The 15,935-nt window shown below is 61.8% G+C and carries 5 protein-coding genes, 2 tRNA genes and 3 rRNA genes (1 of these 10 running past the window's edge); 9 read left to right on the forward strand and 1 reads right to left on the reverse strand.

What is annotated here, in order from left to right:
* The 8 genes from AC2CQI_RS23745 to recD all read left to right on the forward strand — a co-directional run.
* Positions 1 to 242, forward strand: a 16S ribosomal RNA gene (locus tag AC2CQI_RS23745); it begins 1,295 nt to the left of the window's first position.
* Positions 243 to 319: 77 nt separating this feature from the next.
* Positions 320 to 396, forward strand: a tRNA-Ile gene (locus tag AC2CQI_RS23750).
* A gap of 26 nt (positions 397 to 422) precedes the next feature.
* Positions 423 to 498, forward strand: a tRNA-Ala gene (locus tag AC2CQI_RS23755).
* Between the two features lie 232 nt (positions 499 to 730).
* A 23S ribosomal RNA gene (locus AC2CQI_RS23760) occupies positions 731 to 3,621 on the forward strand.
* Positions 3,622 to 3,755: 134 nt separating this feature from the next.
* Positions 3,756 to 3,871 (forward strand): 5S ribosomal RNA (gene rrf / locus AC2CQI_RS23765).
* The 16S, 23S and 5S rRNA genes sit together here with 2 tRNA genes alongside, the layout of an rRNA operon.
* 157 nt (positions 3,872 to 4,028) lie before the next feature.
* The gene (gene recC / locus AC2CQI_RS23770; RefSeq protein WP_484578063.1) at positions 4,029 to 7,505 is read left to right on the forward strand and encodes an exodeoxyribonuclease V subunit gamma; all 3,477 of its coding nucleotides are present in this window, start codon (positions 4,029 to 4,031) and stop codon (positions 7,503 to 7,505) included.
* The gene (gene recB / locus AC2CQI_RS23775) at positions 7,502 to 11,191 is read left to right on the forward strand and encodes an exodeoxyribonuclease V subunit beta (RefSeq protein WP_484578064.1); all 3,690 of its coding nucleotides are present in this window, start codon (positions 7,502 to 7,504) and stop codon (positions 11,189 to 11,191) included. The genes recC and recB overlap by 4 nt, the downstream gene beginning before the upstream one ends.
* Positions 11,188 to 13,269 carry an exodeoxyribonuclease V subunit alpha gene (recD, locus tag AC2CQI_RS23780; protein WP_484578065.1) on the forward strand — a complete coding sequence of 694 codons (2,082 nt, stop codon included), beginning with the start codon at positions 11,188 to 11,190 and terminating at the stop codon, positions 13,267 to 13,269. Before recB ends, recD begins: the two co-directional genes overlap by 4 nt.
* A 54-nt stretch (positions 13,270 to 13,323) precedes the next feature.
* Here recD and AC2CQI_RS23785 read toward each other — a convergent pair whose 3' ends face one another.
* Positions 13,324 to 14,271 (reverse strand): LysR family transcriptional regulator, encoded by a 948-nt coding sequence (locus AC2CQI_RS23785; protein WP_484578066.1) that lies wholly within the window; start codon positions 14,269 to 14,271, stop codon positions 13,324 to 13,326.
* A gap of 130 nt (positions 14,272 to 14,401) precedes the next feature.
* On the opposite strand from AC2CQI_RS23785, the gene AC2CQI_RS23790 reads away from it, so the two are divergent.
* A complete protein-coding gene (locus tag AC2CQI_RS23790; protein ID WP_075801558.1) occupies positions 14,402 to 15,928 on the forward strand; it encodes a CoA-acylating methylmalonate-semialdehyde dehydrogenase in 1,527 nt (508 codons plus the stop codon).
* Positions 15,929 to 15,935: the final 7 nt, after the last annotated feature.

Below are 15,935 nucleotides of genomic sequence, written 5' to 3' on the forward strand. Positions count from 1 at the left end.
TCCGGATCGCAGTCTGCAACTCGACTGCGTGAAGTCGGAATCGCTAGTAATCGCGAATCAGAATGTCGCGGTGAATACGTTCCCGGGCCTTGTACACACCGCCCGTCACACCATGGGAGTGGGTTGCACCAGAAGTAGCTAGTCTAACCTTCGGGAGGACGGTTACCACGGTGTGATTCATGACTGGGGTGAAGTCGTAACAAGGTAGCCGTAGGGGAACCTGCGGCTGGATCACCTCCTTAATCGACGACATCAGCCGTATCATGAGCTCCCACACGAATTGCTTGATTCATTGAAGAAGACGGAAAAGCAGCTTATTGGGTCTGTAGCTCAGTTGGTTAGAGCGCACCCCTGATAAGGGTGAGGTCGGCAGTTCGAATCTGCCCAGACCCACCAATTAAGTTACACGTTAGCCTCAGTCTGGGGCCATAGCTCAGCTGGGAGAGCGCCTGCCTTGCACGCAGGAGGTCAGCGGTTCGATCCCGCTTGGCTCCACCATAATCTGCTTGAAACGCCTGATTAAAGCTTAGAAATGAGCATTCGCATCGAATGTTGATTTCTAGTCTTTGTTGACTGGTCCGTTCTTTAAAAATTTGGGTATGTGATAGAAATAGACTGAACGACACTTTCACTGGTGTTGATTCAGGCTAAGGTAAAATTTGTGAGTTTTTGTCATGAATTTTCGGCGAATGTCGTCTTCACAGTATAACCAGATTGCTTGGGGTTATATGGTCAAGTGAAGAAGCGCATACGGTGGATGCCTTGGCAGTCAGAGGCGATGAAAGACGTGGTAGCCTGCGATAAGCTTTGGGGAGTCGGCAAACAGACTGTGATCCAGAGATCTCTGAATGGGGGAACCCACTCAGCACAAGCTGAGTATCTTGCACTGAATACATAGGTGCAAGAGGCGAACCAGGGGAACTGAAACATCTAAGTACCCTGAGGAAAAGAAATCAACCGAGATTCCCTTAGTAGTGGCGAGCGAACGGGGACTAGCCCTTAAGTTGATTTGAGATTAGTGGAAGGCTCTGGAAAGTGCCGCCATAGTGGGTGATAGCCCCGTACACGAAAATCTCTTGTCAATGAAATCGAGTAGGACGGAGCACGAGAAACTTTGTCTGAATATGGGGGGACCATCCTCCAAGGCTAAATACTACTGACTGACCGATAGTGAACCAGTACCGTGAGGGAAAGGCGAAAAGAACCCCGGAGAGGGGAGTGAAATAGAACCTGAAACCGTATGCGTACAAGCAGTGGGAGCCTACTTTGTTAGGTGACTGCGTACCTTTTGTATAATGGGTCAGCGACTTATATTCAGTGGCGAGCTTAACCGAATAGGGGAGGCGTAGCGAAAGCGAGTCTTAATAGGGCGTTTAGTCGCTGGGTATAGACCCGAAACCGGGCGATCTATCCATGGGCAGGTTGAAGGTTAGGTAACACTGACTGGAGGACCGAACCGACTACCGTTGAAAAGTTAGCGGATGACCTGTGGATCGGAGTGAAAGGCTAATCAAGCTCGGAGATAGCTGGTTCTCCTCGAAAGCTATTTAGGTAGCGCCTCATGTATCACTCCAGGGGGTAGAGCACTGTTTCGGCTAGGGGGTCATCCCGACTTACCAAACCGATGCAAACTCCGAATACCTGGAAGTGCCGAGCATGGGAGACACACGGCGGGTGCTAACGTCCGTCGTGAAAAGGGAAACAACCCAGACCGTCAGCTAAGGTCCCAAAGTCATGGTTAAGTGGGAAACGATGTGGGAAGGCTTAGACAGCTAGGAGGTTGGCTTAGAAGCAGCCACCCTTTAAAGAAAGCGTAATAGCTCACTAGTCGAGTCGGCCTGCGCGGAAGATGTAACGGGGCTCAAACCATGCACCGAAGCTACGGGTATCACTTAGGTGATGCGGTAGAGGAGCGTTCTGTAAGCCTGTGAAGGTGAGTTGAGAAGCTTGCTGGAGGTATCAGAAGTGCGAATGCTGACATGAGTAACGACAATGGGAGTGAAAAACTCCCACGCCGAAAGACCAAGGTTTCCTGCGCAACGTTAATCGACGCAGGGTTAGTCGGTCCCTAAGGCGAGGCTGAAAAGCGTAGTCGATGGAAAACAGGTTAATATTCCTGTACTTCCGGTTATTGCGATGGAGGGACGGAGAAGGCTAGGCCAGCTTGGCGTTGGTTGTCCAAGTTTAAGGTGGTAGGCTGGGATCTTAGGTAAATCCGGGATTTCAAGGCCGAGAGCTGATGACGAGTTGCCTTTAGGCGACGAAGTGGTTGATGCCATGCTTCCAAGAAAAGCTTCTAAGCTTCAGATAACCGGGAACCGTACCCCAAACCGACACAGGTGGTTGGGTAGAGAATACCAAGGCGCTTGAGAGAACTCGGGTGAAGGAACTAGGCAAAATGGCACCGTAACTTCGGGAGAAGGTGCGCCGGCGAGGGTGAAGGACTTGCTCCGTAAGCCCATGCCGGTCGAAGATACCAGGCCGCTGCGACTGTTTATTAAAAACACAGCACTCTGCAAACACGAAAGTGGACGTATAGGGTGTGACGCCTGCCCGGTGCCGGAAGGTTAATTGATGGGGTTAGCTAACGCGAAGCTCTTGATCGAAGCCCCGGTAAACGGCGGCCGTAACTATAACGGTCCTAAGGTAGCGAAATTCCTTGTCGGGTAAGTTCCGACCTGCACGAATGGCGTAACGATGGCGGCGCTGTCTCCACCCGAGACTCAGTGAAATTGAAATCGCTGTGAAGATGCAGTGTATCCGCGGCTAGACGGAAAGACCCCGTGAACCTTTACTATAGCTTTGCACTGGACTTTGAATTTGCTTGTGTAGGATAGGTGGGAGGCTTTGAAGCGTGGACGCCAGTTCGCGTGGAGCCATCCTTGAAATACCACCCTGGCAACTTTGAGGTTCTAACTCAGGTCCGTTATCCGGATCGAGGACAGTGTATGGTGGGTAGTTTGACTGGGGCGGTCTCCTCCTAAAGAGTAACGGAGGAGTACGAAGGTGCGCTCAGACCGGTCGGAAATCGGTCGTAGAGTATAAAGGCAAAAGCGCGCTTGACTGCGAGACAGACACGTCGAGCAGGTACGAAAGTAGGTCTTAGTGATCCGGTGGTTCTGTATGGAAGGGCCATCGCTCAACGGATAAAAGGTACTCCGGGGATAACAGGCTGATACCGCCCAAGAGTTCATATCGACGGCGGTGTTTGGCACCTCGATGTCGGCTCATCACATCCTGGGGCTGAAGCCGGTCCCAAGGGTATGGCTGTTCGCCATTTAAAGTGGTACGCGAGCTGGGTTTAGAACGTCGTGAGACAGTTCGGTCCCTATCTGCCGTGGACGTTTGAGATTTGAGAGGGGCTGCTCCTAGTACGAGAGGACCGGAGTGGACGAACCTCTGGTGTTCCGGTTGTCACGCCAGTGGCATTGCCGGGTAGCTATGTTCGGAAGAGATAACCGCTGAAAGCATCTAAGCGGGAAACTTGCCTCAAGATGAGATCTCACTGGAACCTTGAGTTCCCTGAAGGGCCGTCGAAGACTACGACGTTGATAGGTTGGGTGTGTAAGCGCTGTGAGGCGTTGAGCTAACCAATACTAATTGCCCGTGAGGCTTGACCATATAACACCCAAGCAATTTGCGCGTAAGCCGAATTGTGGTGGTGAAGACGCAATGAACCGAAAGTTCGTGCAAACCACAAATGTCACATACCCGATTTGCTGAAGCGTCGAAAGACGATTTGGCACACAGAATTTCTTGACGACCATAGAGCATTGGAACCACCTGATCCCATCCCGAACTCAGCAGTGAAACGATGCATCGCCGATGGTAGTGTGGAGCTTCTCCATGTGAGAGTAGGTCATCGTCAAGATTCAATTCCGAAACCCCTATCTGCGAATGCAGGTAGGGGTTTTGTCTTTTCCGGTTTCGAAATCAGTGTCGAAATAAATCGACCAGATCCTGCCTGACCCGGGGAACTGCCTCCATGCTATGTTCCCCTCTCTTTCTCGACTGCCCAGGGACGCCTCATGTCGCACACCAGCACGCTTCTTCCGGGATTCATGGTCGTTCACGGCAACCGTCTGGATGAACTGCGCAGCCTGGTGGTGAGCTGGATGCGCCGCTATCCCCTGGCCCCGCTGGAGAACGAGATCGTCCTGGTGCAGAGCAACGGCATCGCCCAATGGCTGAAGCTGGCCTTGGCAGAGGACCCTGAAGACGAGGATATGGGCGGCGTCGGCATTGCCGCCGCGATCGAGGTCCAACTGCCCGGCAGCTTCATGTGGCAGTTGTACCGCAAGGTGCTGGGCCGCGAAGAAATCCCGGAAACTTCGCTCCTCGACAAGGCCCCGCTGACCTGGCGCCTGATGCGCCTGCTCCCCGAACTTATCCACAGGCCGCATTTCGAGCCGCTGCAACGTTTCCTCCTGGATGACAGCGATCTGCGCAAGCGCTACCAACTGGCCGAGCGCCTGGCTGACCTGTTCGACCAGTATCAGGTCTATCGCGCCGACTGGCTGGGAGAGTGGGCCGCCGGCCGGCATGTGGTGATCAATGCCCGTGGCGAAGCCAAGCCATTGTCCCCTGCCAATTGCTGGCAGGCCGAGTTGTGGCGTGCCTTGCTGCTGGACGTTGGCGAGGAGGGCATGGCCCAGAGCCGTGCCGGCGTGCACCAGCGCTTCATCGAGCGTATCAACACCCTGGAACAGGCGCCGTCCGGCTTGCCGTCCCGTGTAATCGTCTTCGGCATTTCCTCGCTGCCGGCACAGGCCCTGGAAGCCCTGGCCGGGCTCGCCCGTTTCAGCCAGGTGCTGCTTTGCGTGCACAACCCCTGCCGTCACCACTGGGCGGATATCGTTGCCGACAAGGACCTGCTGCGTCACCAATACAAACGCCAGCAACGCAAGCAGGGCATGGCCGGCCCCATCGATGCCGAAAGCCTGCACCAGCATGCCCACCCGCTGCTCGCCGCCTGGGGCAAGCAGGGCCGCGACTACATCAACCTGCTCGACAGCTATGATGATCCTGCCAGCTACCGTACGGCGTTCAGCGATGGCCGCATTGACCTGTTCAGCGAAGAAGAACCCGTGCACCTGCTCGGCCAGCTCCAGGACGACATCCTTGAACTGCGCCCGCTGAACGAAACCCGCGAGCTGTGGCCCGAGGTCGATCCGAGAAAGGATCCGTCGGTACGTTTCCACATCGCCCACAGCGCCCAGCGCGAAGTGGAGATCCTCCACGACCAGTTGCTCGTCCGCTTCAGCGCCGACCCGAAACTGCGCCCCCGGGACGTGATCGTCATGGTTCCGGACGTCAACACCTACGCCCCACATATTCGCGCGGTGTTCGGCCAGCTCGATCGCAGCGACAGCCGTTTCATCCCCTTCACCCTGACCGACCAGGGCCAGCGCGGCCGCGACCCGCTGCTGATCGCCCTCGAGCACCTGCTCAAGCTGCCCGACAGCCGCTTCCCGGTCAGTGAAATCCTCGACCTGCTCGACGTCCCGGCCTTGCGTGCACGCTTTGCCATCAAGGAAAGCGACCTGCCGACCCTGCATCGCTGGATCGAAGGCGCCGGCGTGCGCTGGGGCCTCAATGCCGAGCAGCGGGCAAGCCTCGGTCTGCCGGATGAACTGGAGCAGAACAGCTGGCGTTTCGGCCTGCGTCGCATGCTCCTGGGCTACGCGGTCGGCGCGGGTGAAAGCTGTGACGGCATCGTGCCCTACGACGAGATCGGCGGCCTCGATGCCGCGCTGATCGGTCCGCTCGTGGCCTTGCTCGACGCCCTCGAAGTGGCTCACGCCGAGCTGTCCCAACCGGCCTGCGCAACCCGTTGGGGTGAACGCCTCAACGCCTTGCTGCAGGTCTTCTTCCTCGCCGAAAGCGAGCATGACGACTACCTGCTGGTACAACTGCAGACCCTTGGCGATGACTGGTTGCAAACCTGCGAAGCCGTCGGCCTGCAGGATCTGCTGCCGCTCACCGTGGTCCGTGAAGCCTGGCTCGCCGGCCTGGACCAGGGCAAGCTATCCCAGCGTTTCCTCGCAGGCTCGGTCAACTTCTGTACCCTGATGCCCATGCGTGCGATCCCGTTCAAGGTGGTCTGCCTGCTCGGCATGAACGACGGCGACTACCCTCGCGCACAGCCACCGCTGGACTTCGACCTGATGGGCAGCGATTACCGTCCCGGTGACCGTTCGCGCCGCGAGGACGACCGTTACCTGCTGCTGGAAGCCTTGCTGTCCGCCCGCGCCCAGCTCTACGTCAGTTGGGTCGGGCGCAGCATCCGCGACAACAGCGATCGTCCGGCCTCGGTGCTGATCGGCCAGTTGCGCGACCATATCGCAGCCGGCTGGCGACTCAAGGGGGCGGCCAGCGATGGCAACCAGGATGCCGGCGAGCAATTGCTGCACAAGCTCACCACCGAACACCCGCTGCAACCCTTCAGCGCCCGTTACTTCCACCGTGGCGGCGATCTGTTCAGCTATGCCCGGGAGTGGCGCAGCCTGCACCAGCCTGGCGAGCAGGCGCTGCCCGAGGAAGAGCGCCTGGAACGCTACCAGAGCGACGAACCGCTGACCCTGGCGCTGCTCCAGGACTTCCTCCGTCATCCCGTCCGGCACTTTTTCAGCCAGCGCCTGAAAGTCTTCTTCGAATCGGCGCAGGCGCCGCTGGCCGATGACGAGCCCTTCGTTCTCGACGCCCTGCAACGCTACAGCCTGAGCGAAAGCCTGCTCGGCGCGGCCCTGCTCGACCCGATGCAGAGCGAGGCCGCCCTGGGCAGCGAAGCGCGTCGCCTGCAAGGCAGCGGCCTGCTGCCCCTGGCCGGTTTCGGCGACTGCCTGCGTGAAGAGCTGATCGACCCCTTGCCCGACCTGTTGCAACGCCATCGCCGTCTGCTGCAGGAATGGCCGACCCGTATCGACAGCGCCCTGCCGATCCGTTTCGAGGTGGGCGTGCTCAAGCTTGAAGGCTGGCTCGGCCGTGTCCAGCAGCGCGCGGACCAGGCGCTGCTGAGCATCACCATCCTGCCCAACGGCATCAGCAGCGGTCGCACGCTGAAGTGGCATCGACTGACCACCACCTGGGTCATGCACCTGGCTGCCTGCGCCGTCGGCCACAGGTTGCACAGTGCGGTAGTCGCCACCGATATCACCCTGATGCTGGCCCCACTCGACCAGGCTGACGCCAGCGAACAGTTGGGCAACCTGCTGATCTCCCGCCAGGCCGGCATGAATGCGCCGCTGCCGGTCGCGATCAAGACAGCCTTCGCCTGGCTGGCCGGCAAGGATCCGGACAAGGCCCTGATAGATGCCGCCAAGGCCTACGACGGCGATGGCCAACGTGGTGGCGAGCGCGGCGAAAGCGTGGCCCTGGCCCGCCAGTTCGGCGACTTCGCCGCGCTGACCGCCAGCGAGGAGTTCGAAGGCTGGTGCGAGGCGCTGTACAAACCCATGTACGAAGCCAAATGGCAGACCCTGGCCGCAGAGGAGGCGCGCCCATGAACGAAGCAGTCAAGCAGGCGCCCCTGGCGCTGACGTTCCCGCTGCATGGCAGCCAACTGATCGAAGCCAGTGCCGGTACCGGCAAGACCTTCACCATTTCCGCCCTGTACCTGCGCCTGGTGCTTGGCCATGGTGGCGAGCAGGGCTTTGGTCGCGAGCTGCTGCCACCGCAGATCCTCGTGGTGACCTTCACCGATGCCGCCACCAAGGAACTGCGCGAACGCATTCGCACCCGTCTCGCCGAAGCGGCGCGCTTCTTCCGTGGTGACCTGGCCGAGGCCGATCCGCTACTGACGCAACTGCGCGACGACTATCCCGCCGACCTCTGGCCAGCCTGCGCCAATCGCCTGGAAGTCGCGGCACAGTGGATGGACGAGGCTGCGGTCTCGACCATCCACAGCTGGTGCCAGCGCATGCTCCGCGAGCACGCCTTCGACAGCGGCAGCCTGTTCACCCAGACCCTGGAAACCGACCACAGCGAGTTGCTTGGCCAGGTCATGCGCGATTACTGGCGGCGCTTCTGCTACGGCATGCAGGGCGAGGCCCTGAACTGGGTGCGTGAGCACTGGCACAGCCCGGACGATCTGCTGCCACGGGTCCGCGCCCTGTTTGGCCGGCATTCCGGGGATGGGCAAGGCGAAGAGCCGCAAGCCGTCATCAATGACGTCCTGCGCCGCCGTGGTGAGCAACTGCAGACCTTGAAAGCCCCCTGGGCACAGTGGTCGCAGGAACTCCTGGAGATCTTCCGCGAGGCGGTCAAGGCCAAGGCCGTCAACGGCAGCATGATCCAGGAACGCTACTTCAAGCCCTGGTGCGACAAGCTCCTGGCCTGGGCGCAGGACGAGCAGGCCCAGGCGCTGGATATCGGCACCGGCTTCACCCGGCTTACCCCGGACGGTGTCGCCGCGGCCTGGAAAACCGAGCCCCCGAGCCACCCCGCACTGGAAGCGATGGTCAGCCTGCGCGAACAGTTGCAGGCCTTGCCGACCCCGGATGCGCAGTTGCTCGAACATGCTGCCGCCTGGGTGTCGCAACGCTTCGAGCAAGAGAAGCGCCGCCGTGCGGAAATGGGCTTCGACGACATGCTCCAGCGCCTCGACCATGCCCTGGCCGGTCCCGCCGGCGAGCGCCTGGCCGGCCTGATCCGCGAGCAGTTCCCGGTGGCCCTGATCGACGAATTCCAGGACACCGACCCGGTGCAGTACCGCATCTTCGAGTGTATCTACCGCATCGAGGACAATGCACGGGACACCGGCCTGTTCCTGATCGGCGACCCCAAGCAGGCGATCTACGCTTTCCGCGGCGCCGACATCTTCACCTACCTCGGCGCCCGTCGCGCCACGGCCGGGCGCCTGCATAGCCTGGACACCAACTTCCGCTCGACCCAGCCGATGGTGACGGCGGTCAACCATGTCTTCCTCCAGGCCGAGCAGCGAGAGGAGGGGCGGGCAGCCTTCCTGTTCCGAGACCAGCAAGGCGAGAACCCGGTGCCGTTCATTGCCGTGAACGCACGGGGCCACAAGGAACGCCTGCAGGTCGATGGCCTGCCGGTTGCTGCGTTGAACCTGTGGCTGCAGGCCAGCGATGCGCCGATCTCCAACACCCTGTACCGCCAGCAGATGGCGATCAGTTGCGCGACGCAGATCGTCCATCTGCTCAACGGTGGTCAGCAGGGCAGTGCCGGCTTCGTTCAGAACGATGGCAGCCTGCGCGGCTGCATGCCCTCGGACATTGCCATCCTTGTACGCGACGGTCGTGAAGCGCAGCTGGTGCGCGCCGAGCTCGCGGCCCGGGGCGTGCGCAGCGTTTACCTCTCCGACAAGGATTCGGTGTTCGCCGCCCAGGAGGCTCATGACCTGCTGGCCTGGCTCAAGGCCTGTGCCGAGCCGGACAACGAGCGCCTGCTAAAGGCTGCACTGGCCAGTACCACGCTTGGCCAGCCGCTGAGTGCCCTGGCCCGTCTCAACGAAGACGAGATGCTCTGGGAAAACCGCGTCATGCAGTTCCGCCAGTACCGGGTGATCTGGCGCATCCAGGGCGTGCTGCCGATGCTGCGCCACCTGCTTCACGACTTCGAGCTGCCTGTGCTGTTGATCGGCCGCAGCGATGGCGAGCGGGTGCTGACCAACCTGCTGCACCTGGCGGAACTGCTGCAACAGGCGGCCACCGAGCTGGATGGCGAGCAGGCGCTGATCCGCCATCTCGGCGAGCACCTGGCGGCGTCCGGGCAAGCAGGTGAGGAGCAGATCCTGCGCCTGGAAAGCGACGAGCAACTGGTCAAGGTGGTGACCATCCACAAGTCCAAAGGCCTGGAATACGAACTGGTGTTCCTGCCATTCATCAGCACGGCGAAACCGGTGGACGGCAAGCGCCTGCCACTGGGGTGGCACGATGAAAGCGGCGCCTCGCACCTGACCCTGAGCCCCACCGACGAGCAGATCGCCCTGGCCGATGACGAGCGTCTGGCCGAGGACCTGCGTCTGTTCTACGTGGCCCTGACCCGGGCCAAGCACGGGTGCTGGCTGGGTGTCGCCGATCTCAAGCGCGGCACCGGCAAGGAATCGTTGCTGCACCGCAGTGCCCTCGGCTATCTGCTTGGCGGTGGCCAGCCATTGGGCGACTCTGCCGCACTGGCCGGCTGGCTCGATGGGCTGAAGGAACACTGCGATGCCATCAGCAGCCTGCCGCCGCCAGAGGCCGATGACCAGGTCTACATTCCGCCCCGGCAGACGGCCGAGTTGCTGGCCGTACGCGAACCGAAACGCCGTGCCGCGGAAAACTGGTGGATCGCCTCCTACAGTGCGCTGCGCATCGGTGAGGAAGCCCTCGAGCTGGACGCCGATGTGGCCCAGGCCCAGCAACTGATGGATGACGAGCGCCCCGATCCGAATGCCCTGCGCGAGGTGATGGCGACGGCGGGTGATATCCACCGATTCCCCCGAGGTCCCAATCCCGGGACTTTCCTCCATGGCTTGCTGGAATGGGCGGGGCAGGAGGGCTTCGAGCGTGCGGTGGCGGCTTCTCAGGCACTGCACGACGTCGTTGCCCAGCGTTGCATCCGGCGCGACTGGAAGGGGTGGATCACTACCCTCGACGCCTGGTTGATGCATCTGTTGTCGGTACCCTTGCACCTGGATGCAGACATCAGGCCGGTCGCCCTTGGCGGCTTGAACCAGTACCAGATCGAAATGGAATTCTGGTTCGCCAGCCACCGCGTCGACGTCCAGCACCTGGACCGCCTGGTCGCCCAGCACACCCACCAGGGCGCTTCGCGGCCGGCGGCGCAGGCGGCCTTGCTCAACGGCATGTTCAAGGGCTTCATCGACCTGGTCTTCGAGCATGACGGTCGCTACTACGTGGCCGACTACAAGTCCAACTGGCTCGGCCCCGATGACCTGGCCTATAGCGAGCTGGCCATGGAAGCGGCGATCCTTGAACACCGCTATGACCTGCAATACGTCCTCTACCTGCTGGCCCTTCATCGTCAGTTGCGCGCGCGCCTGCCCGACTACGACTACGACCTGCACGTCGGTGGCGCTGTGTATATCTTCCTGCGCGGTGCCCATTCGCCGAGCCAGGGCGTGTATTTCGTCAAGCCGCCGCGCACCCTGATCGAACAACTCGATGCGCTGTTCCGTGGTGCCCAGCCTGTGCAGCAACAGGACCTGTTTGGAGACGTCCCATGATCCGTACCTTCGACGACCTGCTGCCCACTCCGCTGGATGCCGAACACCTCGCGGCCCTCACGCCGCTCACCGACAGCAGTGACCTGCTGGCCCTGCTCGACCGCTGGGTCGAGCGTGCCTGGCTGCGTGCGCTGGACCGTGCCTTCGTCGCCTTCCTGCGGGATCGCGAGCCCCAGGGCGATCCGCTGGTGCTGCTGGCGGCGGCGCTGGCGAGTCATCAACTGGGGCACGGTCATGTCTGTCTCGACCTGCAGAAGACCCTCGCCGAACCGGACTTCGCCTTGTCCCTGCCGCCTGAAGGGGATGCGCTGGCCGGTCCTTCGTTGTTGCCATCGCAACTGCTGGAGCGTCTGACCGGCGACACCTGGTTGCAGCGTCTGCAGGCCAGTGCCCTGGTGGCGGCGGGTGATGCCCCCGAGCATGCTTCCCGCCCGTTGGTCCTCAGCGAGGGCCGGCTGTACCTGCGCCGCTACTGGACCTATGAGCGACAGATCGACAGCGCCCTGCGCCAGCGTCTGTCGCAGGACGAGCCAACGCCTGCCGACCTGCGTGCGCGCCTCGACAACCTGTTCAAGGAAGGCGCCGAGCCTGGCCATGTCGACTGGCAGAAACTCGCCTGCGCGCTCGCAACCCGCAGCGGCTTCAGCATCATCACCGGTGGCCCGGGTACCGGTAAAACCACCACGGTGGTGCGCCTGCTGGCCCTGCTTCAGGCGCCGGCGGTGGAGGCGGGGCGACCATTACGTATTCGTCTGGCGGCGCCTACCGGCAAGGCTGCAGCGCGCCTGACCGAGTCCATCGGCCAGCAGGTCGAGCGCCTCAAGGTCAGTGCCGAAATCCGCGAGCAGATTCCCTGCGACGTCTCCACCGTGCACCGCCTGCTCGGCAGTCGTCCCAACTCCCGGCACTTCCGTCATCACGCCGGCAATCCGCTGCCACTGGATGTACTGGTGGTGGACGAAGCCTCGATGATCGACCTGGAGATGATGGCCAACCTGCTGGCAGCCATGCCGGACGATGCCCGACTGATCCTGCTCGGCGACAAGGACCAGTTGGCCTCGGTTGAGGCCGGCGCGGTGCTCGGCGATTTGTGCCGGGATGCCGAGGAGGGTCGCTACAGCCCGGAAACCCAGGCGTGGCTGGAACAGGTCAGTGGTGAATCGCTGGCGGCCAGTGGCCTGGACAGCGGTGATGCCGAGCGTTACCCGCTGGCCCAGCAGGTGGTGATGTTGCGGCGCTCGCGGCGTTTCGGCGAGGGCAGCGGCATCGGCCAACTGGCGCGGCTGGTCAATCGCCAGCTAGCTGGCGAGGCGCGTGCGCTATTGCAGAAGGGTGACTACACCGACGTCTTCGGCCTGGCCCTGCGCGGCGAGCAGGATCGATCGCTCGACCGCCTGGTGCTGGATGGCCTGGAGCGCGGACCGAAGGGCCCGTTGGGATACCGCGATTACCTTCATGCGATTCGCCAGGGTCGCCCTTGCGCCGATCGTTCGGTGGATGATCCATGCTGGAGTGACTGGGCGCTGACGGTGCTCAAGACGTTCGAGTGCTTCCAGCTGCTCTGTGCCGTGCGCAAGGGGCCCTGGGGTGTCGAGGGGCTGAACCAGCGAGTGACCCGCGTGCTCACCCAGGCCGGGCTGATCGAAGGTGATCTGCCCTGGTACGAAGGCCGACCCGTGCTGGTGACCCGCAACGACTACGGGCTGAACCTGATGAACGGCGATATCGGCATTGCCCTGCGCATACCGGATGGCCAGTCCGAGGTGGCGCCGCTGCGGGTGGCCTTCCCGCGCAACGATGGACGCGGCGGCGTGCGGTTCGTCCTGCCCAGCCGCTTGAGCGAAGTCGAGACTGTGTATGCCATGACCGTACACAAGTCCCAGGGCTCGGAGTTCGCCCACACCGCGTTGGTGCTGCCGGACGCGCTCAATCCGGTCCTCACCAAGGAACTGATCTACACCGGCATCACCCGGGCCAAGGACTGGTTCAGCCTGATCGAACCGCGCAAGGGCGTGCTGGAAGAGGCGGTGGAGCGCAAGGTGAAGCGGATTTCGGGGTTGATGCTGGAAAGGGTGTAGACACCGCCGTCCCCTGTGGGAGCTGGCAAGCCAGCTCCCACAGGGGCCTGTGTATTACCCCGGAAATACCATTTCTCTCGACTCTCCCATCAACAACCCGCCATTTTTCTCGGTCACTTCCCGGATGTAATCCCACAACAAGGTAATCCGCTTGAGCTTGCGCAGATCCTCCCGGCAATACATCCAGAACTGCCGGGTAATCTCCACTTCCTCCGGCAACACCGCCACCAGCCTTGGATCCTGCACCGCCAGGAAGCATGGCAGGATCGCCAGCCCGCGTCCCTGCTGCGCCGCCACGTACTGGGCGATCACACTGGTACTGCGCAGGTGCGCACTGGCATTGGGCAGCAAATTGTTCAGGTACAGCAGCTCCGAACTGAACGCCAGGTCGTCCACATAACTGATGAAGGGATGCTCCGCCAGATCGCTGACCTGGCGGATCGGCGCATGCCGGTCGAGATAATCCTGGGTCGCATACAGCCGCAGCCGGTAATCGCACAGCTTGCAGCACACATAGGGCCCATGCTCCGGCCGCTCCAGGGCGATGACGATATCCGCCTCGCGCTTGGACAGGCTGATGAAGTGCGGCAGCGGCAGGATGTCCACCGAGATCGCCGGCCAGGTATCGACGAAGTGACTGAGCTGCGGGGTGATGAAGAAGCTGCCGAAGCCCTCGGTACAACCCATCCGTACATGCCCGGACAAGGCCACGCCGGAGCCCGAAACCTGCTCGCAAGCCATATGCAATGTGCTTTCGATGGACTCCGCATAAGTCAGCAGCCGCTGCCCTTCGGCGGTCAGCACGAAGCCATTGGTCCGCGACTTCTCGAATAGCAAGGTACCCAGCGCCTGCTCCAGCGAATTGATCCGCCGCGATACCGTCGTGTAGTCCACATTCAAGCGCTTGGCCGCGCTGCTGGCCTTGCGCGTGCGGGCCACTTCGAGAAAGAACTTCAGGTCATCCCAGTTCAGCGAACCCAGGGAGGTGATGTTTTTTTGCATGTTGGACCGGCTTTTATGTGCGTTTTTGTTGGAGTTTTGCACATCTATACTCGAAAACACCCCAGGCCCCAAGCGCCTAGCAGCGGCGCGGCCGATTCTCTCGCTAACAATAATGTCCAGGAGAAGCCCCATGAACGCATCCCTCACGCCCGGCCAGACCAAGGTCGACCAGGTCCGCCTGCTGATCGACGGCCAGTGGGTCGAGTCGAAAACCACGGAATGGCGTGACATCGTCAATCCGGCCACCCAGGAAGTGCTGGCGCGGGTGCCCTTCGCCACCGCCGAGGAAGTGGACGCCGCCGTGGCCGCTGCCCAACGCGCCTTCAAGACCTGGAAAGACACCCCGATCGGCGCGCGCATGCGCATCATGCTGCGCCTGCAGGCGCTGATCCGCGAACACTCCAAGCGCATTGCCGTGACCCTCAGCGCCGAGCAGGGCAAGACCATCGCTGACGCCGAGGGCGATATCTTCCGCGGCCTGGAAGTGGTGGAGCATGCGTGCAGCATCGGCACCCTGCAGATGGGCGAGTTCGCCGAGAACGTCGCCGGGGGTGTCGACACCTACACCCTGCGCCAGCCGATCGGCGTGTGCGCCGGCATCACCCCGTTCAACTTCCCGGCGATGATTCCGTTGTGGATGTTCCCGATGGCCATCGTCTGCGGCAACACCTTCGTTCTCAAGCCCTCCGAGCAGGACCCGCTGTCGACCATGATGCTGGTCGAGCTGGCGATCGAAGCCGGTGTACCGGCCGGCGTGCTCAACGTCGTGCACGGCGGCAAGCAGGTGGTGGATGGGCTGTGCACCCACACCGATATCAAGGCGATTTCCTTCGTCGGCTCGACCGAAGTCGGCACCCACGTCTACAACCTCGCCGGCCAGCACGGCAAGCGTGTGCAATCGATGATGGGCGCGAAGAACCACGCGGTGATCCTGCCTGACGCCAACCGCGAGCAAACCCTCAACGCCCTGGCGGGTGCTGCGTTCGGCGCGGCCGGCCAGCGCTGCATGGCGACCTCGGTGGCGGTACTGGTGGGCAAGTCCCGCGAGTGGCTGCCGGACCTCAAGGCCCTGGCCTCCAAGCTGAAAGTGAATGCCGGCAACGAGCCTGGCACCGATGTCGGCCCGCTGATCTCCAAGCGCGCCAAGGAGCGTGTGCTGGGGCTGATCGAGAGCGGTATCCGCGAAGGCGCCAAGCTCGAACTGGACGGTCGCGACGTGAAAGTGCCTGGCTACGAGAGCGGCAACTTCGTCGGCCCGACCCTGTTCTCCGGGGTGACCACCGAGATGCAGATCTACACCCAGGAAATCTTCGGCCCGGTGCTGGTGGTGCTGGAAGTCGACACCCTCGACGAAGCCATCGCCCTGGTCAACCGCAACCCCTTCGGCAACGGCACCGGCCTGTTCACCCAGAGCGGCGCGGCGGCACGCAAGTTCCAGGCGGAGATCGATGTCGGCCAGGTCGGCATCAACATCCCGATCCCGGTACCGGTGCCGTTCTTCAGCTTCACCGGGTCCCGCGGCTCCAAGCTCGGCGACCTCGGCCCGTACGGCAAGCAGGTGGTGCAGTTCTACACTCAGACCAAGACCGTCACTGCCCGCTGGTTCGATGACGACAGCGTCAACGACGGCGTGAACACCACCATCAGCCTGCGCTAAGGAGTCG

The organism is Pseudomonas sp. P2S-1, from assembly GCF_057197725.1.